The sequence below is a fragment of the Luteimonas sp. gir genome (genome assembly GCF_037198055.1).
GTDB lineage: Bacteria > Pseudomonadota > Gammaproteobacteria > Xanthomonadales > Xanthomonadaceae > Luteimonas > Luteimonas citri_A.
The window spans coordinates 224,936-243,618 of sequence record NZ_JBBAXQ010000003.1; the positions used below are offsets into that span (position 1 = coordinate 224,936).

General features: G+C 69.0%; 12 protein-coding genes. 6 read left to right on the top strand and 6 right to left on the bottom strand.

What is annotated here, in order from left to right; genetic code table 11:
* Positions 1 to 100: 100 nt before the first annotated feature.
* The 4 genes from WAF18_RS07460 to gloA all read left to right on the top strand — a co-directional run bounded on the left by WAF18_RS07460 (position 101) and on the right by gloA (position 5,440).
* Positions 101 to 2,365, top strand: coding sequence for a TonB-dependent receptor (locus WAF18_RS07460; RefSeq protein ID WP_337244536.1), 2,265 nt, complete (start codon positions 101 to 103; stop codon positions 2,363 to 2,365).
* 212 nt (positions 2,366 to 2,577) lie between these two features.
* Positions 2,578 to 4,188 carry a hypothetical protein gene (locus WAF18_RS07465; RefSeq protein WP_337244537.1) on the top strand — a complete coding sequence of 537 codons (1,611 nt, stop codon included), beginning with the start codon at positions 2,578 to 2,580 and terminating at the stop codon, positions 4,186 to 4,188.
* A gap of 53 nt (positions 4,189 to 4,241) precedes the next feature.
* Positions 4,242 to 4,796, top strand: a complete 555-nt coding sequence (locus WAF18_RS07470) for a DUF4166 domain-containing protein (RefSeq protein ID WP_337244538.1) — start codon at positions 4,242 to 4,244, stop codon at positions 4,794 to 4,796.
* Positions 4,797 to 4,906: 110 nt separating this feature from the next.
* The gene (gloA, locus tag WAF18_RS07475) at positions 4,907 to 5,440 is read left to right on the top strand and encodes a lactoylglutathione lyase (protein ID WP_337244539.1); all 534 of its coding nucleotides are present in this window, start codon (positions 4,907 to 4,909) and stop codon (positions 5,438 to 5,440) included.
* Between the two features lie 91 nt (positions 5,441 to 5,531).
* Here gloA and otsA read toward each other — a convergent pair whose 3' ends face one another.
* From otsA to WAF18_RS07495, 4 genes are read right to left on the bottom strand one after another with little or no spacing between them, the layout of a single operon-like run.
* Entirely contained in the window at positions 5,532 to 6,902 is a 1,371-nt protein-coding gene (gene otsA, locus WAF18_RS07480) for an alpha,alpha-trehalose-phosphate synthase (UDP-forming) (RefSeq protein ID WP_337244540.1), read from the bottom strand.
* Positions 6,899 to 8,689, bottom strand: a complete 1,791-nt coding sequence (locus tag WAF18_RS07485) for a glycoside hydrolase family 15 protein (RefSeq protein ID WP_337244541.1) — start codon at positions 8,687 to 8,689, stop codon at positions 6,899 to 6,901. Before WAF18_RS07485 ends, otsA begins: the two co-directional genes overlap by 4 nt.
* A complete protein-coding gene (otsB, locus tag WAF18_RS07490; protein ID WP_337244542.1) occupies positions 8,686 to 9,495 on the bottom strand; it encodes a trehalose-phosphatase in 810 nt (269 codons plus the stop codon). The genes WAF18_RS07485 and otsB overlap by 4 nt, the downstream gene beginning before the upstream one ends.
* Positions 9,496 to 9,547: 52 nt before the next feature.
* Positions 9,548 to 10,273: a glutathione S-transferase gene (locus tag WAF18_RS07495; RefSeq protein ID WP_337244543.1), complete on the bottom strand. Its 726-nt coding sequence runs from the start codon at positions 10,271 to 10,273 to the stop codon at positions 9,548 to 9,550.
* A 187-nt stretch (positions 10,274 to 10,460) separates the two neighbouring features.
* Between WAF18_RS07495 and clpB the strand changes: the two genes are divergently transcribed.
* Positions 10,461 to 13,046, top strand: a complete 2,586-nt coding sequence (gene clpB, locus WAF18_RS07500) for an ATP-dependent chaperone ClpB (RefSeq protein WP_337244544.1) — start codon at positions 10,461 to 10,463, stop codon at positions 13,044 to 13,046.
* A gap of 297 nt (positions 13,047 to 13,343) precedes the next feature.
* Positions 13,344 to 14,243, top strand: a complete 900-nt coding sequence (locus WAF18_RS07505; protein WP_337244545.1) for a TIGR01777 family oxidoreductase — start codon at positions 13,344 to 13,346, stop codon at positions 14,241 to 14,243.
* A 13-nt stretch (positions 14,244 to 14,256) separates the two neighbouring features.
* On the opposite strand, the gene ybaL is transcribed toward WAF18_RS07505, so the two are convergent.
* Together ybaL and WAF18_RS07515 are read right to left on the bottom strand one after the other, a co-directional pair.
* The gene (gene ybaL, locus WAF18_RS07510) at positions 14,257 to 15,981 is read right to left on the bottom strand and encodes a YbaL family putative K(+) efflux transporter (protein WP_337244546.1); all 1,725 of its coding nucleotides are present in this window, start codon (positions 15,979 to 15,981) and stop codon (positions 14,257 to 14,259) included.
* Positions 15,982 to 16,168: 187 nt separating this feature from the next.
* Entirely contained in the window at positions 16,169 to 18,565 is a 2,397-nt protein-coding gene (locus WAF18_RS07515; protein ID WP_337244547.1) for a TonB-dependent receptor, read from the bottom strand.
* Positions 18,566 to 18,683 lie beyond the last annotated feature (118 nt).

An 18,683-nucleotide genomic window follows, 5' to 3' on the forward strand; every position in this document is an offset into this window, starting at 1 on the left:
CTGTCCGAGCCGCCCGGCGTCGGCTGCGCGACGTCGCGCATGGCCGCGCGTCGACCTGTCGTTTCCAGCCGTTCTTCCCCTTCCTGCCCGAGATCCTGCCATGTCGCTCAAGCCCTTCCGCCAGCCGCGCCGTCCGTCCCGTTCGCAGCTCGCCGTGGCGCTTGCCGGCGCCCTGCCGCTGGCCGCCTTCGCCCAGGTCACCGACGCGCCGCCGACGACGGCCGCCACGCTCGATGCGGTCGAAGTGACCGCGCAGCGGCGCGTGGAGAACATCCAGGACGTACCGGTCTCGATCACCACCCTCGATGCCGAGAAGCTCGGGGTGCTGGGCAGTGGCGGCACCGACATCCGGTTCCTGTCGGGCCGCGTGCCCAGCCTCAACATCGAGTCGAGCTACGGACGCGCATTTCCGCGCTTCTACATCCGCGGCCTGGGCAACACCGATTTCGATCTCAACGCCTCGCAGCCGGTGTCGCTGATCTACGACGATGTGGTGCTGGAGAACCCGCTGCTGAAGGGTTTCCCGGTGTTCGACATCGCCGGCGTGGAGGTGCTGCGCGGCCCGCAAGGCACGCTGTTCGGCCGCAACACGCCGGCCGGCGTGGTGAAGTTCGATTCGGTGCGCCCGAGCCAGGACTTCGAGGGCTACGGCAAGCTCGCCTACGGCAGCGACAACATGTGGAACTTCGAGGGCGCGGTCGGCGGCGCGTTGACCGAGCGCTGGTCGGCGCGCGTGTCGGCGCTCTACCAGCGCCGCGACGACTCGGTGCGCAACACTCTGGCCGGTGCGCCCAACGACGGCTTCGAGGGCTACGACGAATCGGCCGCGCGCGTGCAGTTCCTGTATGAGGGCGACGGCTTCGAGGGGCTGTTCAACCTGCACAGGCGCGATCTCAATGGCACGGCGCGGTTGTTCCGCGCCAACCTCGTCTCGCCCGGCAGCAACCGCTTCCGTCCCGGCTTCGACCGCGACCGCGTCGCGCTCGATGGCGTCAATTTCTCCGATCTCGAAACCTGGGGCGCCAGCGCCCGGCTGCGCTGGGACTTCGGGCAGTACAGCCTGTACTCGGTCACCGGCTACGAGACCCTGGAGTCGTTGAACCGCGGCGACATCGACGGCGGCTACGGCGCCGCCTTCCTGCCCGACTCGGGGCCGGGACTGATTCCCTTTTCGTCCGAATCGGCCGACGGCATTCCCGATCACAAGCAGATCAGCCAGGAAGTGCGCCTGGAATCGAATCTCGACGGCCCGTTCGACTGGCAGGCGGGCGCGTTCTGGTTCCGCGAGGAACTGACCGTCGACAGCCTCAACTACGATTCGCTCAGCCCCGGCAATCCGCAGACCGGCCATGCCGTGCAGCAGCAGCGCAATACCGCCTGGGCGCTGTTCGCGTCCGGCGAATACGCCGCGACCGAGCGTCTGAAGTTGCGCGGCGGCCTGCGCTACACCCAAGACAAGAAGGACTTCAGCGCCAGTGTGCTGCAGGCGGTGCCGTTCGGCACGCCGGTCGGCGGCCCCTATTTCGCCGACACCGATGTCGACGACATCAGCTGGGATGCGAGCGCGGTCTACGAGCTCAATGAGGACGTCAACGTCTATGGCCGCGTCGCCAAGGGCTTCCGCGCGCCCTCGATCCAGGGGCGGCTGGCATTCGGTGGCATCTCGGTCGCCGATTCGGAAGAAGTGATTTCGTACGAGGTCGGGATCAAAGCGGACCTGTGGGACCGCCGCGGCCGGATCGGCTTCAACCTGTTCCGCTATAACGTCGACGGCCAGCAGCTGATCGCCGTGGGCGGCGCGACCAACCAGGCGATCCTACTCAACGCCGACAAATCGATCGGTCAGGGCGTCGAGCTCGACCTCCAGGCCTGGCTCACCGACACCCTGTTGGTGACCTGGGGCACGAGCTACAACGACACCGAGATCCGCGATCCAAACCTCGCGGTCGCGATCTGCGGTGGCGGTTGCACGGTCACCGATCCCACGGTGGTCATCGACGGGCAGACCTTCGCGCGCGTGGACGGCAATGCCTTGCCGCAGGCACCGAAGTGGATTCACAACCTCACCGCGCGCTGGGGCGTGCCGGTCGGCGACGACGCGGAGTTCTACGTCTACACCGACTGGGCGTACCGTGGACAGGTCAACTTCTTCCTCTACGAGTCGCCTGAGTTCCGCGGCCGTTCGACGCTGGAAGGCGGCCTGCGCGTCGGCACGAACTGGAACCAGGGCCGCTACGATCTCGCCGTGTTCGGTCGCAACATCACCGACAGCACGCGCATCGTCGGTGGCATCGACTTCAACAACCTGACCGGATTCGTCAACGAGCCCCGGACCTGGGGCGTGGAGTTCATGGCGAAGTTCTAAAGCCCGACCCGGCCCGTCGCCGATGGCGCGGCGGGCTCCGGCGTGGGGCGCGCCATGGGGCGCGCCCGCCCGTTGCCGTCTCCCGGCAGGCGCCGCAAGATCGCGATGTCGGCGCACGCGCGCAGCCTGTCGGCATGGGTCTCCTACGACGGATGCGTCGGCGTCTGTCGCGGTGACCGTGCGCTCGATCCCCCCGTTTTTCCGGAATGCCGATGTCCACCGCTGCCGCTCCCCGCTCTCGTCTTCGCTGGTTCGTCGCCGGCGACATCAACGGCGTTTTCGGCCTTGTCGTCGACAACCTCTCGATCCTCGGCTTCATCGCCGCCGCGCTGGTCGGAATCTTCGGGGTGCCCGCCGACATCGTGTTCGGTCGCATGTTTCCGGGCACCGCGCTCGGCGTGCTGATCGGCAATCTGCTGTACACGGCGATGGCGCGTCGTCTTGCACGGCGCAGCGGCCGCGATGACGTCACCGCGATGCCGCTCGGCCTGGATGCCCCGACCAGCATCGGCATGGCCTTGCTGGTGCTGGGTCCCGCGTTCCTCGCGTTCGGCCGGCAGGGGATGGACGCCGACGCCGCCGGCATCGCGACCTGGCAGCTGGGCATGGCCTCGCTGGTCGTCATGGGCGTGCTGAAGCTCGCGCTGTCTTTCGCCGGCGACTGGATCACGCGCGTCGTGCCGCGCGCAGCACTGCTGGGTTCGATCGGGGGCGCGGCGCTGATGCTGCTTGGTTTTCTGCCGCTGATCGAAACGCTGCGCTCACCGGTCGCGGGGATCGCGACGCTGGGCCTGCTACTTTACGTGCTGGTCGCACGCGGCCCCGTGCCGTTCCGTCTACCGGGTGTGCCGTTCGCGCTGCTGGTCGGTCTCGCGTTGTACTACGGCCTCGGTCTCGCCGGCCTCTCGCCGGGCTTCGCGTTGCCGGACGCGACTTGGCCAGCGCCTGCACTGCCGTGGCCGAACCTCGGTTTCGTCGCCGGGCTGCCTGCCACGTTGCCGTATCTGTCGCTGCTGCTGCCGTTCGGCCTGCTGATGGTCGTGGGCGGCATCAACGTCAGCGAAAGCGCACGCGCGGCCGGCGACGACTACCGCACGCGCGATGTGCTGCTGGTCGAGGCGATCGCGACGTTGGTCGCGGGCGTCTGCGGCGGTGTCGCCCAGACCACGCCCTACATCGGCCAGCCGGCCTACAAACACATGGGCGCGCGCAGCGGCTACACGCTGCTGACGGGACTGTTCATCGGCGTCGGTGGCATGCTCGGCCTGGTGTCGGGACTGGTGCAGTGGCTGCCGGTCGCGGTCCTGGCACCGATCATCGTGTTCGTCGGGATCGACATCACCGTGCAGGCCTTCCACAGCACCCGACGCGAGCACGCGATCGCGGTGGCGCTCGCCTTCCTGCCGGCCATTGCTTACCTGCTCAACATCAAGTTCGGCAATCCGGCCTGGATCGATCCTGCGCGGATGGCCGCGCTGTATGCGCAGGTCGATGCCGGCCATGGCCTGCCCGAGATGGCGACGATCGTCGTGCTCGGCAACGGCTTCATCATCACTGCGATGCTGTGGGCGACGGCGCTGGTCGCGCTGGTCGATCGGCGCCCGGGCACGGCCGTGGCGACGCTGCTGGTGGCTGCGGTCGCGACCCTGTTCGGGGTGATCCATTCGGTGCACCCGGCCGGTGCGCTGGTGCTGCCGTGGCAACTGGAGGGGCTGCGCCAGGGGATCGCGTTCCAGTTTGCGGCCGCGTACGCGGTCCTGGCGGTGGCGATCGGCCTGCTCGGCCTGCAGCGACGACCGGCCGAGGCGATCGATCCGGGCTGAACGCAAGGCGCGCAAGCGCTATCCTGCGCGCCCGATCCGTTCCAGGCCGCGCGATGGCGCCGACGCTGTTCCAGACCCTGCTCGGCGCCGCGTTCTTCCGGATGCCCGATGCGCTGCGCACGCTGCACGGCGTGCGCGGGCAGGCGCGCCATGCCGGCGCGATGACGATCGAGCGCAGTCGGGGGCTGCTGGCGCGGCTGTGCGCGCGTCTGGCCGGCGTCCCCGGCGCCACCACGGACGCGGCACTGACCCTGGATTGCACGACCGGGCCGCGCGGAGAGATCTGGCTGCGCGAGTTGGACACGACGCCGCGACGGGCCCAGGCGCGCTGGCGGCTGTGGCACCGCAACGGCCAGTTGCGGTTGCGCCGCGGCGCGCTGCAACTGCGCTGCGTCCTCCACCATCATGGCGGGACGCTGTACTGGAACGTGGTCGGCGCGCGCGTGCTCGGCGTACTGCCGCTGCCGGCGCGGCTGCTGGCGGACGTGCGCGGCAACGAGCGCGAGGTCGACGGGCGCTGCGTGTTCCAGGTCGAGGCGGTGCTGCCGTTGGTCGGTCCGGTATTCCGGGCGCGCGGCTGGCTGCAACCGGAGACGGGCGAGGACTGACGGCGACAGCGTGGGCGCGCGGGCCCGCGACGCAGCGTTGCGCGCGCTCGCCGCAGGCAACCGGCCGATCGCCGATAATGATGCATCCCCCGCCTTTTGGATGCCGTGCCATGACCGCACAGACCCGTGCCGCACTCGCCCAGGTCCCCGGCGTCGCCGCCGAACGCGACACCGCCACGCGCGACTTCGTCTTCAATCACACGATGCTGCGGGTCAAGGATCCGGTCGCATCGCTGGATTTCTACACCCGCGTGCTCGGGTTCACCCTCGCGCGCAAGGTGGATTTTCCCGACGCGAAGTTCTCGCTGTATTTCCTGGTCCTGATCGACGACGCCGGCGTCCTGCCCGACGACGACGAAGCGCGCCGCCAGTGGCTGGCCGAGCAGCGTGGCGTGCTTGAGTTGACCCACAACCACGGCACCGAACACCAGGACGGCCCCGTCTACCACGACGGCAACCGTGACCCGCGCGGCTTCGGCCACATCTGCGTCAGCGTGCCCGACATCCGCGCCGCCTGCGCCCGCTTCGAAGCGCTGCAGGTCCCGTTCCAGAAGCGGCTCAGCGACGGCAGCATGCGCTCGATCGCCTTCATCAAGGACCCCGACGGCTACTGGGTCGAGATCATCCAGCCCGCCCCGCTCTAAAACAAGCCAACCGGGGTCAGAGTCGCTTTTCGCGTAGGAACGCTTGAGGGCGTCGAAAAAAATCGCAGGAAAAGCGACTCTGACCCCGGTTTCAGCGGGTCTGTTGGAGGCGGTCGAGGAAGTCGCGGCGCCAGGCGTGGATGTCGTAGCTGGAGATGCGCTGCATCATCGACTGCCAACGCTCGCGGCGTTCGTCCAGCGGCATCTTCAGGGCCGCAGCGATCGCATCGGCGACGCCGTCGCTGTCGAACGGATTGATCAGCAGGGCGCCGTCGAGTTCGCGGGCGGCGCCGGCGAAGATCGACAGCACCAGTGCGCCGGGGTCCTCGGGATCCTGGGAGGCGACGTATTCCTTGGCGACCAGGTTCATGCCGTCGCGCAGCGGGGTGACCAGGCCGATGCGCGCCAGCCGGTAGAAGCCGGCCAGCGTCGCGTGCGGGTAGGTGCGGTTGACGTAGCGCACTGGCGTCCAGTCCGGGTCGGCGTGGGCGCCGTTGATGTGGCCGGCGTACTGCTCGAGCTCGCGGCGCAGGGCGCGATAGCTGGCAACGCCACCGCGCGAGACCGGGGCGATCTGCAGATAGGTCAGCTGGCCACGCAGGTCGATGTGCTTGTCGAGCACACGCTCGAACGCGCGGAAGCGCTCGGGCAGGCCCTTGGAGTAGTCCAGGCGATCGACGCCGATCGCCAGCGCGCGCCCCGTGAGGCTGGCCTGCATCCGGCGCACTGCCGGGTTGCGCGCGGCGTTGGCCGCCAGCGTCGCGATCGCCGAGGCATCGATGCCGATCGGGAAAGCGTCGGCCTGGAAGCTGCGCCCATCGTGATCGCGCAGCGTTCCGCGCGTGGCCACGCTGCCGCCACGGAACAGCCGGATGTAGTCCTGGAATCGCTCCAGGTCGCGTTCGGTCTGGAAGCCGACCAGGTCGTAGGCAGCCAGTGCGCCGAAGGTCTTTTCGTGGTGCGGCAGCCCTGCCACGATGTCGGCCGAGGGGAACGGCACGTGCAGAAAGAAACCGATGCGCGCGCGCACGCCGCGTCGGCGCAGTTCCTGCGCGAGCGGCAGCAGGTGGTAGTCGTGGACCCAGACGATGTCATCGTCGCGGATCTCCTTGGCCAGCTTCTCGGCGAACAGCGCATTGACGCCGCGGTAGGCGGCCTGGGTCAACGCGTTGTAGTCGACCAGGTCCAGCCTGAAGTGCAGCAGCGGCCACAGCGTGCGGTTGGAGAAGCCGTTGTAGTAGCCCTCGTAGTCCTCCCGCGACAGGTCGATGGTCAGGTAGTCGATGTTCTCGTGCGTGGCGCGGTGCACCTCGCCCGAATGCGCGCGGGCGACTTTGCCGCTCCAGCCGAACCACAGGCCGCCGGCCTCCTTGAGCGCGGCATCGAGCGCGGTCGCCAGGCCGCCGTTCTGGTCCGAGTCCGGCAGCGCCACCCGGTTGGAGACGACGACCAGGCGGCTCATGCCGCCTCCTGCCAGGAACGCGAGAGCCGCATCGCCGCCATGATCAGGCCGACATGCGAATAGGTCTGCGGGAAGTTGCCCCAGGCCTCGCCGTCTTCGAACGACATGTCCTCTGACAGCAGGCCCAGATGGTTGCGTCGCGCGAGCATGGTCTCGAACAGGCTGCGCGCTTCGTGGTGGCGCCCGATCGAGGCGAGCGCGTCGATGTACCAGAACGTGCAGATCGTGAAGCTCGTTTCCGGCGCGCCGAAATCGTCGGGGACGACGTAGCGGAACAGGCCGTCGCCATGGCGCAGCGTGCGTCCGATCGCATCGACGGTGGCGATGAAGCGCGGGTCCTCGGGCGTCACGAAGCCCAGATCGGCAAGCAGCAGCAGCGAGGCGTCGAGGCGGTCGCCGCCGAAGGCATCGGCGAAATGACCGAGTTCGGCGTTCCAGGCTTCGGCCAGGATCCGCGTGCGCATCGTATCGGCGCGCTCGCGCCAGTGGGTGGCGCGCGCGTCCAGGCCGAGCTGCACCGCGATCCGTGCCAGCCGGTCGCAGGCCGCCCAGCACATCGCGCTGGAATAGGTGTGCACGTGGGCCTTGCCGCGGAATTCCCACAGGCCGGCATCGGGCTGGTCGTAGAGCTTCCAGGCCAGGTCGCCGAGCGGTTCGAGCTTGGCGAAGGTCGCCGCATCGCCCGGGTGTTCCAGGCGGCGGTCGAAGAACAGCTGGGCCGAGGCCAGCACCACGCTTCCGTAGGTGTCGTGCTGGCGCTGCACATAGGCCAGGTTGCCGCGACGCACGGGGCCCATGCCGCGGTAGCCGGCCAGGGCCGGCATCTCCTCCTCGGTCAACTCGTGCGCGTAGTCGATGCCGTAGACCGGCTGCATGTCGCCGTCGTCGCTGACTGCCAGGTTGAAGATGTAGCGGATGTATTCCTCCATCGTCCGGGTCGCCCCCAGGCGATTGAGCGTGCGCACGACGAACGCCGCGTCGCGCAGCCAGCAGTAACGATAGTCCCAGTTGCGCGCGGTGCCCGGTGCCTCGGGGATCGAGGTGGTCATCGCGGCGATGATGCCGCCGCTGTCCTCGTACTGGCACAGCTTCAGGGTGATCGCGCTGCGGATCACCGCCTCCTGGAAGTCGAGCGGGATCGACAGGTAGCGCACCCACTCGCGCCAGTAGTCGGTGGTGCGGTGCAGGGCGTCGCGCACGAACTCGGCGATCGGCTGGGTCAGCGTTTCGTCCGGGCCGAGCACGAAGTGCAGGTCGCGGTCGAGCACGAACGCCAGGCCTTCGCGCAGCAGCCGGATCGGCATGTCGGTGGTCGCGCGCAGCGCGAAGTCCTGCAGCAGGAAACGGATGTGGTTGCTGCCCCAGGTGCTTTCCGGCGTGCGCGCGCCCCACTCGGCGAGCGGGCGCAGCAGCACGCGGATGCGCGGGCTGCCCGAGAGCAGGCGGACCCGGCGCGTCAGCATGACAGGGCGGTAGAACCGCCCGTGCTGGCGCCAGCGCGGTGCGAAGTCGAGGATCTCGATCGAGGCGCCGTGGCGGTCGTGCAACACCGTGCGCAGGATTGCGGTGTTCTCGATGTAGGCCTGCTCGCTGCGCGCGAAGTCGTCGAGTTCGATCGACCAGTCGCCATGGCCGGCCTTGGGTGAGAGCAGGGCGCAGAATGTCGGATCGCCGTCGAAGGCCGGCAAGCACGACCAGACCAACCGGGCCTTCGCGTCGAACAGCGCGCCGAAGCTGCCGTTGCCGACGAGGCCCAGGTTGAGGGTGGAGGTGTCGGCTGGCGTCATCGGGAGATCTCCGGGGGCGGGGCGGGAAGGGAGGCGGGCACGCCGAGCCAACGGTGCACCTGGGCCGGGTCGGCCAGCGCGAACTGGGCGGCCGAGGCAGCGCGGTCGCCCACCAGCACGCTGATGCCGCCACGGGCATTGACCGCGGCAAAGCCGGTCTCGTCGGTCAGATCGTCGCCTGCGAACACCGGACGGCGGCCGGCGAACGGCGGCTCTTCCAGGAACGCGAGGATCGCACTGCCCTTGTCGGCATGCTCGGGACGCAGTTCGACGACATGGTCGCCGGGCTGGAGCTGGTAGCCGGGCAGCCGCGGCAGCATGGCCTGGGCGAACGTGCGCAGTGCGACCTCGGCCTGCGGCGCGCCGCGCCAGTGCAGGCCGAGCGCCGCGCCCTTGTCTTCGACCACGGCGCCCGGATAGCGACGTGCGACCACCACGGCCTCGTCCCGGATCGCCGCCAGTGCCGCCGGCGACGGCGCGCCGTGACCGATGCCATCGGCACGGCGCCGCTCGACGCCGTGCAGGCCGGCGGCGGTGAACCGTTCGGGTGCGAACAGCCGGTCGAGCGTCGTCAGGCTGCGCCCGCTGACCAGCGCCAGTGCGCCGCCCAGCGAAGCACGCAGCGCGACCAACTGCGCGAGCAGCGTGGCGGGCACGGAGACCGCATCGGGACGTTTGGCGAACGGCAGCAGGCAGCCGTCGACATCGAGGAACAGGGCCCAGTCGTCGGCGGGAGGCGGAGGCGGCCCGCGGTGCGGGGCGGGGGTGGGGGACGAGGGCGCGGTGGCTTCCAGTGATTGGCGCATCGCAGCATGATTGCCTGCGCAGCGATAAACCGATGTGAATCCGCCCAGCGTGTCACAGGCTCGAGCGTGCAATCGCGCCATCGAGTTCGGGGTAGTGGCGGAAGATGCCCTGTTCGTTGAACGGCAGCCGACGCGTCGAGGCCAGGTAGGCTGCGAGGTTCGGGCGCTCGGCGATCCGTGCCTCGAGCGCGCGCAGCCGCGGCAGTGTCGGCGACAGCGACGCCATCGCCTCGGGGTAGGCGTAGTCGAGGCCGCGCAGCAGTTGGAACAGTGACAGGTCGACATAGGAGTGGCGCCCGAGCGCGTGCGCACCGCCGGCCTGGCCGAGCACGGCTTCGAAGTAGCCGAGGAATTTCGGCAGGCGGTGCTGGCGAAGGTCGGCCGCCCGGCGCGCCGCGGCCTCCTTCTGGTCCTCGTAGTACGCGGCGCTGGCGATCGGATGGTGGCTGTCGTGGACCTCGGTCACCAGGTCGGCGATCGTGAGCTGCAGTTGCAGCGCCTGCAGCCGGCCCGCCGCATCGTCGGGCACCAGGTCCAGCCGCGGGCCGAGGAAGTGCAGGATTGCCGCAACCTGGGCGATGACCTGGCCGCCGGCCTCCAGGAACGGAGCGGCGAAGGGGCGCAGGCCGCTCGCCTGGCCAGCGAGGAACGAGTCCATCGCCGTATCGCCCTGCTCGCGCACCACGTCGATGTAGTCGGCGCCTGCGTCCTCTAGCGCCAGGCGAACGAACTCGCCGCGCCCCTGGAGGCCGTTCCAGTAATACAGGCGGTACTGCATGGGCGTGCTCCAGGCGGGATCGCCCCGCATCCTGCCGGGCGCGGTGCCTGCGCCGGGTGAGGACACGGCGACCGTTCGCCGGCTCGGGGCCAACGGAACGCCGGCGGACGCTTGCAACCGGCCGCTTCGGCCGCATCTGGTGGACATCGCCGGCAGGCGCCGGCCTCTCTCTTCGAGGACACCCGTCATGCGGATGGACAAGCTCACGTCGCGTTTCCAGCAGGCGCTGGCCGACGCGCAGTCGCTGGCCGTGGGCCGCGACCACAATTTCATCGAGCCGGCGCACCTGCTGCTGGCGCTGCTCGACCAGCAGGGCGGCGGTACCCGGCCGCTGCTGGGCCAGGCCGGCGTCAACGTGCCGGTGCTGCGCGAGCGGCTGACCGAGGCGCTCGAGCGCATGCCCAAGGTGACCGGACAGGCCGGGCAGTTGTCGGTCGGCAACGACCTGTCGCGCCTGCTCAACGTCACCGACAAGCTTGCCCAGCAGCGCGGCGATGCCTTCATCGCCTCCGAACTGTTCGTGTTGGCCGCGCTCGACGACGGCGGCGACGCAGGCAAGGCGCTGAAGGCGGCCGGCGCGGACAAGGCCCGGCTCGAGGCCGCGATTGCGAAGATCCGCGGCGGCGAGAGCGTGCAGGACGAAAACGCCGAGGACGCGCGCCAGGCGCTGGAGAAGTACACGATCGATCTGACCGCGCGCGCCGAGAGCGGCAAGCTCGACCCGGTCGTCGGTCGCGACGAGGAGATCCGCCGCACGGTGCAGGTGCTGCAGCGGCGCACCAAGAACAATCCGGTGCTGATCGGCGAGCCCGGGGTGGGCAAGACCGCGATCGTCGAGGGCCTGGCCCAGCGCATCGTCAACGGCGAGGTGCCCGAAGGCCTGCGCGGCAAGCGCGTGCTCTCGCTGGACATGGGCGCGCTGATCGCCGGTGCCAAGTATCGCGGCGAATTCGAGGAGCGCCTTAAGGGCGTGCTCAATGACCTGGCCAAGAACGAGGGCCAGATCATCCTGTTCATCGACGAACTGCACACGATGGTCGGCGCCGGCAAGGCCGACGGCGCGATGGACGCGGGCAACATGCTCAAGCCCGCGCTCGCCCGTGGCGAGCTGCACTGCATCGGCGCGACCACGCTCGACGAGTACCGCAAGTACGTCGAGAAGGACGCCGCGCTCGAGCGCCGCTTCCAGAAGGTGTTCGTCGGCGAGCCCAGTGTCGAGGACACGATCGCGATCCTGCGCGGACTGAAAGAGCGCTACGCGGTGCACCACGGCGTGGAGATCACCGATCCGGCGATCGTCGCCGCGGCCACGCTGTCCAACCGCTACATCGCCGACCGCCAACTGCCCGACAAGGCCATCGACCTGATGGACGAGGCGGCCAGCCGCATCCGCATGGAGATCGACTCCAAGCCCGAGGAGCTCGACCGCAAGGAGCGCCGGCTGATCCAGCTCAAGATCCAGCGCGAGGCGCTGAAGAAGGAGAAGGACGCCGAGTCGAAGCAGCGCCTGTCCGACCTCGAGGCCGAGATCGGCACCTTGGAGCGTGAGTACAACGACCTGGAGGAAGTCTGGAAGGCCGAGAAGGCCACGGTGCAGGGCGCGACCAAGATCAAGGAGCAGATCGAGGCCGCCAAGCTCGATCTCGAATCGGCGCAACGTACGCAGGACTATGCGCGCATGAGCGAGATCCAGTACGGGCGCATCCCGGAACTGGAGAAGCAGCTCAAGGCGGCGCAGGAGGCCGAGACCCAGGGCTTCCAACTGCTGCAGGACAAGGTCACCGCCGAGGAAATCGCGCAGGTCGTCGCGCGCTGGACCGGTATTCCGGTCAGCAAGATGCTCGAGGGCGAGCGCGAGAAGCTGCTGGCGATGGAGTCGCAGCTGCATGCGCGCGTGGTCGGCCAGGAGGAGGCGATCAAGGTCGTGTCCGATTCGGTGCGCCGCTCGCGCGCCGGGCTGTCCGATCCCGATCGTCCGACCGGTTCGTTCCTGTTCCTGGGGCCGACTGGCGTCGGCAAGACCGAGCTGTGCAAGGCACTCGCCGAGTTCCTGTTCGACAGCCAGGACGCGATGGTGCGCATCGACATGAGCGAGTTCATGGAGAAGCACTCGGTCGCCCGGCTGATCGGCGCGCCTCCGGGCTACGTCGGCTATGAGGAAGGCGGCTACCTGACCGAGGCGGTGCGCCGTCGGCCCTACAGCGTGATCCTGCTCGACGAGGTCGAAAAAGCGCATCCCGACGTCTTCAACATCCTGCTGCAGGTGCTTGACGATGGCCGTCTGACCGATGGCCAGGGCCGCACGGTCGATTTCCGCAATGCGGTGATCGTGATGACCTCCAACCTTGGTTCGCACCAGATCCAGGAGTTGGCCGGCGACGATTCGGCCGAGGCCTATACGCAGATGAAGGCCGCGGTGATGGGCGTGGTGCAGGCGCATTTCCGGCCCGAGTTCATCAACCGGCTCGACGACATCGTCGTGTTCCACCCGCTGCGCAAGGCGCAGATCCGCGAGATCGCGAAGATCCAGATGCGCGGGCTGGAAAAGCGCCTGGCCGAGCGCGGGCTGCGCATCGAGGTCTCGGACGCGGCGTTCGACCTGCTGGGCAACGTCGGCTTCGACCCGGTCTACGGCGCACGTCCGCTCAAGCGCGCGATCCAGCAGCAGCTCGAGAACCCGCTGGCCTCGCGCATCCTCGCCGGCGAATTCGCCAGCGGCGACACGATCGTGGTCGACGCGGCCGGCGGTGAACTGGGCTTCAAGAAGGCCTGACCCCCGCTGACGCGCCCGCAGGCTGCACCTCTCCAGCCGTCGCGTGGTCTCGGCGCGAGCGAATACGGACACCTCCCCGCCCGAGGGGAGGCCGCTGTTCAATCTGGACATGTACAAGGTCATCCAGACACCTCCCCCGCGCGCGGGGGAGGTCGGCGCGCCCCTGGCGCGCCGGGTGGGGCACGGGCCCTCCCGATACACCGTCCTTCGACCCGCCGAAGCGCGGTTCGCCATGACCTTGACGCTCGCTTCCCCACCGCCGCGCGAGCATCCCCGCAACGCGGCAGGGCCTTCGGCATGCACATCCTGATCACCGGCGGCAGCGGTTTTCTCGGCAGCGCATTGACCCGCGCGCTGCAGCGCGATGGCGCGCGTGTGACCTGGCTTTCGCGCCGGGCCTCGACCCCGGCCCCGGACGGCGTCGAGGTCCGCGACTACGCCGCGTTGTGGTCGGACGACCGTTTCGATGCGGTGGTCAATCTGGCCGGCGCCGGCATTGCCGAACGCCGCTGGAGCGCCGCGCGCAAGCAGGTGCTGCGCGACAGCCGCTTGATCCCGACGCGTGTCCTCGTCGACTGGATTCGCTCGGCGCATGTCCCGCCGAAGGTACTGTTGAGCGGCTCGGCGGTCGGCTGGTATGGCGCCCAGGGCGACCTGCCGCTGGACGAGGGGCGCGCGCCGCACGACGAGTTCCAGCATCGTCTGTGCGAGGAATGGGAGGCCGCCGCCCGCGTTGCCGAGGACCGCGTGCCGGTGGTGCGGCTGCGGACCGGTGTGGTGCTGCATCCCGACGGCGGCATGCTGCAGCGGCTGCTGCCGCCGTTCCGGCTCGGCCTTGGCGCCCGGCTCGGAGACGGCCGCCAGATGCTGAGCTGGATCGCACGTGAGGACTGGGTGGCGGCCGTCCTTGCGTTACTGTATGCGCATCTGCGCGGCGAGCCGCAGGCGCCGGTCGGCGCGTGCAATCTCACGGCGCCCGAGCCGGTGGACAACACCGGTTTCACCCGCGCGCTGGCCGATGCCCTGCGGCGGCCGGTGGTGCTGGCGGTACCGGCGCGCGCACTCGTCTTGGGCCTGGGGGAGATGGCCACGCTGCTGGTGGACGGACAGCGCGTGTTGCCGGCGCGCTTGCTGGCCTCGGGCTTTGAATTCGCGTGGCCGCGCCTGGCGCCTTATCTCGACGCCGAACTGCGCTGACCCAGGTCTGCGCTCAGCCCGGCTGCGGCGCCGGCGGTGTGGCCGCGTCGCTGCCCGGACGTACCGGTCGGAACGGCGGCGTCGACATGACCATCTCGGCCAGCGAATAGGCCAGTTCGCGCTCTGCCAGCACCGCGCCGTCTGCGCCGTGCTCGAGCAGATGGCGGACTTCGCCGTCGCTGTGCGCGCGTGCCAGCACCGTGATACCCGGATTGATGGCTTTCATGCGCTCGATCGCCTCGCCGGCTTCCAGTGCCTGTGGGATGGCAAAGATCGCCAGCGCCGCGCGCTCGGGAGCGGCGTCACGCATCACCGGTTCGGAGGCGACGTTGCCGCGCACCACCAGCAGGCCGCGATCGCGGGCCTTGCGTACCAGGTCCGGATCGTCCTCGACGATCACCAGCGGCACTTCACGCTGTTGCAGCAGTTCGGCCAGCTGCCGGCCGACGCGACCGTAGCCGACGAGGATGGCATGGCCGCGCAGGTCGGCCGGAATCACCTGGATCGGCTGGGCCGGCTCGGGTGCCGACGCCGCCGTGGCGGCCGCGCGACGCGCCTGCCAGCTGTCGAGCAGGCCGAAGATCAGCGGGTTGGCCATGATCGAGATCAGCGCGCCGGCGAGCACCAGCGAGCGGCCATCGGGCGGCAGGATGTCCAGCGCCACGCCGAGCCCGGCGATGATGAAGGCGAACTCGCCGATCTGCGCCAGGCTGGCGGAGATCGTCAGTGCGGTGCTGGTCGGGTGCTTGAACGCGCGCACGATCAGGAACGCGGCCGCCGACTTGCCGAAGATGATGATCAGCGCCGTCGCCAGCACCTGCCAGGGGTGCACCAACAGGATGCGCGGGTCGAACAGCATGCCAACCGAGACGAAGAACAGCACCGCGAATGCGTCGCGCAGGGGGAGCGAATCGTTCGCGGCCTTGTGGCTGAGCTCCGACTCGTTGAGCAGCATGCCGGCGAAGAACGCGCCGAGCGCGAACGACACACTGAAGATCGCCGCCGAGCCGAACGCCACGCCCAGCGCGATCGCGAGTACGGACAGCGTGAACAGTTCGCGCGAACCGGTGCCGGCGATCCGCTCGAGCACCCACGGGATCACGCGCCGCCCGACCAGCAGCATCACCGCGACGAACATCGCGACCTTGAGCAGCGTCCAGCCGACGCTCAGCAGCACCGAGCCGACCGTGGTCTCCTCGCCGCCGGTGCTGTGCATCACATCGGCCAGCACCGGCATCAGCACCAGGGCGATCACGCAGGCCAGGTCCTCGACGATCAGCCAGCCGACCGCGATCTTGCCGCGCGTGGTGTCGAGCAACCGGCGCTCCTCCATCGCCCGCAGCAGCACGACCGTGCTGGCGGTCGCCAGCGCGAAGCCGAACACGATGCCCTGGACGGTCGGCCATCCCATCAGCGCCGCCAGTCCCCAGCCCAGAAGGGTGGCCACGGTGATCTGGGTCAACGCGCCCGGGATCGCGATCGACTTCACGTCGAGCAGGTCCTTGAGCGAGAAGTGCAGGCCGACGCCGAACATCAACAGCATCACGCCGATCTCGGCCAACTGGTCGGCCAGCGCCTGGTCGGCGACGAAGCCGGGCGTGAACGGTCCGACGAGGATGCCTGCGACCAGATAGCCCACCAGCGGCGAGAGCCGGAGCCGGTTGGCGAGCGCGCCGAACACGAAGGCCATGCCCAGGCCGACGGCGACGATGTTGATCAGGTCGGTGTTGTGCGGCATCGGCGAAGTGTGGGGGACAAGTATTGCAGTGTCGCCGACGCGTCCGTATCCAGGCAACCCGCGCCCGCAAGCCAACGGGCGCGGCGATGCGTGCCATCACGGCTGCGAGCGCAGACATCGGCGCGCCGTCGCCTGCACGACGACGGCGCATTGGATGTCCGGCGCCATGCAGGGGCCGGACCGTGGATCACCAGGTGTAGGCGATCTTGGCGTAGCCGAATGCGCCGCCGAAACCGAACGGCGACAGATTGCTGTACGGGAACTGCCCGTTGGTCGAGTTGCCGAAGATGTTTTCGTCCGGGTATTCGTTGAGCACGTTGTCGGCGCCCAGCGTCAATGCCCAGTTCTCGCCCGGCTTGTAGGTCGCCGACACGTCGACCAGCCACTTGGCCCCGTACTTCTGGTCCAGCGCCGGGTTGTTGGGCGTGGTGCGCACGCTGCCGTAGCGGGTGGTCGACAGCGAGAAGCCCCAGTCGGCGGCATTCCAGGTGCCGGCCAGCAGCAGCTTATTGCGCGGGAAACCCTGCTCGATGCGGCCCGCCTCGACGCGATCGATGCGCTCCAGATCCACGCCGATCGCCTCGAGCGCGGCCGGGTTGTCGGCGATGCGGGTGATCTCGGTCTTGGAATGGTTGTAGCCGGCGGTCAGGTCGAGGCTGCCGGCCGTCAGGTCCCAGCGATAGGTGCCGACGACGTCCACGCCGCGGGTGCGGGTGTCGATGGCGTTGGTGAAGTAGCGGCCACCGTTGACGCCGAAGATCCCCTGCGACTCGAGCAGCGCGCGCACCGCGTCGCCCGTCAGGTTCGACGACAGCGCGATACGGTCGTCGACGTCGATCTGATAGGCATCGACGGTGACGTAGAGGTTGTCGACCGGCTGCAGCACCAGACCCAGGCTGTAGGACAGCGATTCCTCGGGCTTGAGCGGCTCGGCGCCGAAGGCCCGTGCGACCGCGCTGCTGGCCGGGAACGTGCGGATCTCGAACGGTGTGGTGATGCCCGGCAGGAACACCGTGCTCACGGTCTGGAAGTACTGCTGGGCCAGCGACGGCGCGCGGAAGCCGCTCGACACCGTGCCGCGCAGCGCGACCGCATCGGTGAACGCATAGCGCGCCGACAGCTTGCCCGACAGCTGGCTGCCGAAGTCGTCGTAGTCCTCCCAGCGTGCGGCCACGCCGCTGGAGAACTTCTCGGTCAGATCGGCTTCCAGGTTGGCGTAGACCGCGTGGCTGTCGCGGTCGTAGGCGCCGGCGATGCCCGGTGCGAAGCCGCCGAAGCCCTGCGCGCCGGCGGCCGCACCGGGCACGCCCGCGCCCGCGTCGATGTACGAGCCCGGCTCGCCCGGCGACTGGTTCCACTTCTCGTTACGGCCCTCGGCACCGAAGGCCAGCGTCACCGGATAGGCCAGACCCCAGTCGAACTGCCGGCTGACATCGAAGTTGATGATGTTCTGCGTGGTCTCCAACGCGCCGTCATAGAACGAAGTCGGCGAATCCGGCCCCAGGCTCGCGTTGAGCGAATTGCGGGTATAGAACTCCAGCCGGTTGTAGCCGTAGTTGTAGCTCAGGTCCCAGTTCCATTCGCTGGCGGTATGGCCCTTGAGGCCGGCGACGATCGAACGATCCTTGGAGATATTGTTGATTTCGGGCAGGAAACCATCGGGATGGATGCTGCGGATGTTCTGGGTCGGGTTGGCCGGGGCGCGGAAGAACGCGAACGAGGTGACATCGCGGTTGCTGGCGGTACCGAAGCCATAGACGCTGATCGCATCGGTCAGCGCGATGTCGGTGTTGAAGCCGACGGCACCGAAGTCGACCTCCGGCTCGCCGATCACGAACGCCTTCTGCCCGAGCGCGGGCTGGGTCGGGCCGGGCGTGCCGGCGAACGGCCGCGCGCGGTTGGTCGCCTCCTGCTGGCCGACTTGGGCGGACAGGTGCAGGAAGCCGCGCTCGCCCAGGGCCAGGCCGGTGTCGCCGGCAATCTGGTGCTGGGTGCCGTCGCCGGCCGAGTACTGGCCCAGATTCACCGCCAGGCTGCCGCCCTGCGAGGCGCCCTTGAGCACGATGTTGACCACGCCGGCGATTGCGTCCGAGCCGTACTGCGCCGAAGCGCCGTCGCGCAATACCTCGACGCGCTCGATCGCCGAGACCGGGATCGTGTTGAGATCGACCGGGGCCGAGCCGCGACCGATCGTGCCGTTGAGATTGAGCAGAGAAGAGGCGTGGCGGCGTTTGCCGTTGACCAGCACCAGCACCTGGTCGGGCGACAGACCGCGCAACTGCGCCGGACGGATCGCCGAGGAGCCGTCCACCAGCGCCGGGCGCGGGAAGTTCAGCGACGGCAGCGCGCGCGCCAGTGCGGTCGCCAGTTCGGTCGTGCCGGTGGCCTGCAGCGATTCGGCGGTGATGATATCGATCGGCGACTGCGATTCGGCCACCGTGCGGTCGCTGACCCGGGTGCCGGTGACGATCAGTGTGTCGAGGGTGGAGGTGCGGGTCTGCGGCTGGGCGTCCTGCGCGAGCGCGGCGGGAGCGACGGGCAGCAGGGCCGCGAGCACGGCGAGGGTGAGGCGATGGCGGGACATGGCAGACCTCGAGCTTTGGGGGAAGGGGAGGCGGTGTTAATGCCGATTTAACAGGCGCGTTTCAAAGGCGTCAATGCAGCCAGCAATAGGTTTCGATTGTTCCGTTTATGAAACGACG

What these genes read in the sequence shown, in the direction of transcription:
- WAF18_RS07460 (WP_337244536.1), top strand. Translation starts at nt 101, where the DNA reads ATGTCGCTCAAGCCCTTCCGCCAGCCGCGCCGTCCGTCCCGTTCGCAG.
- WAF18_RS07465 (WP_337244537.1), top strand. Translation starts at nt 2,578, where the DNA reads ATGTCCACCGCTGCCGCTCCCCGCTCTCGTCTTCGCTGGTTCGTCGCC.
- WAF18_RS07470 (WP_337244538.1), top strand. Translation starts at nt 4,242, where the DNA reads ATGGCGCCGACGCTGTTCCAGACCCTGCTCGGCGCCGCGTTCTTCCGG.
- gloA (WP_337244539.1), top strand. Translation starts at nt 4,907, where the DNA reads ATGACCGCACAGACCCGTGCCGCACTCGCCCAGGTCCCCGGCGTCGCC.
- otsA (WP_337244540.1), bottom strand. Translation starts at nt 6,902, where the DNA reads ATGAGCCGCCTGGTCGTCGTCTCCAACCGGGTGGCGCTGCCGGACTCG.
- WAF18_RS07485 (WP_337244541.1), bottom strand. Translation starts at nt 8,689, where the DNA reads ATGACGCCAGCCGACACCTCCACCCTCAACCTGGGCCTCGTCGGCAAC.
- otsB (WP_337244542.1), bottom strand. Translation starts at nt 9,495, where the DNA reads ATGCGCCAATCACTGGAAGCCACCGCGCCCTCGTCCCCCACCCCCGCC.
- WAF18_RS07495 (WP_337244543.1), bottom strand. Translation starts at nt 10,273, where the DNA reads ATGCAGTACCGCCTGTATTACTGGAACGGCCTCCAGGGGCGCGGCGAG.
- clpB (WP_337244544.1), top strand. Translation starts at nt 10,461, where the DNA reads ATGCGGATGGACAAGCTCACGTCGCGTTTCCAGCAGGCGCTGGCCGAC.
- WAF18_RS07505 (WP_337244545.1), top strand. Translation starts at nt 13,344, where the DNA reads ATGCACATCCTGATCACCGGCGGCAGCGGTTTTCTCGGCAGCGCATTG.
- ybaL (WP_337244546.1), bottom strand. Translation starts at nt 15,981, where the DNA reads ATGCCGCACAACACCGACCTGATCAACATCGTCGCCGTCGGCCTGGGC.
- WAF18_RS07515 (WP_337244547.1), bottom strand. Translation starts at nt 18,565, where the DNA reads ATGTCCCGCCATCGCCTCACCCTCGCCGTGCTCGCGGCCCTGCTGCCC.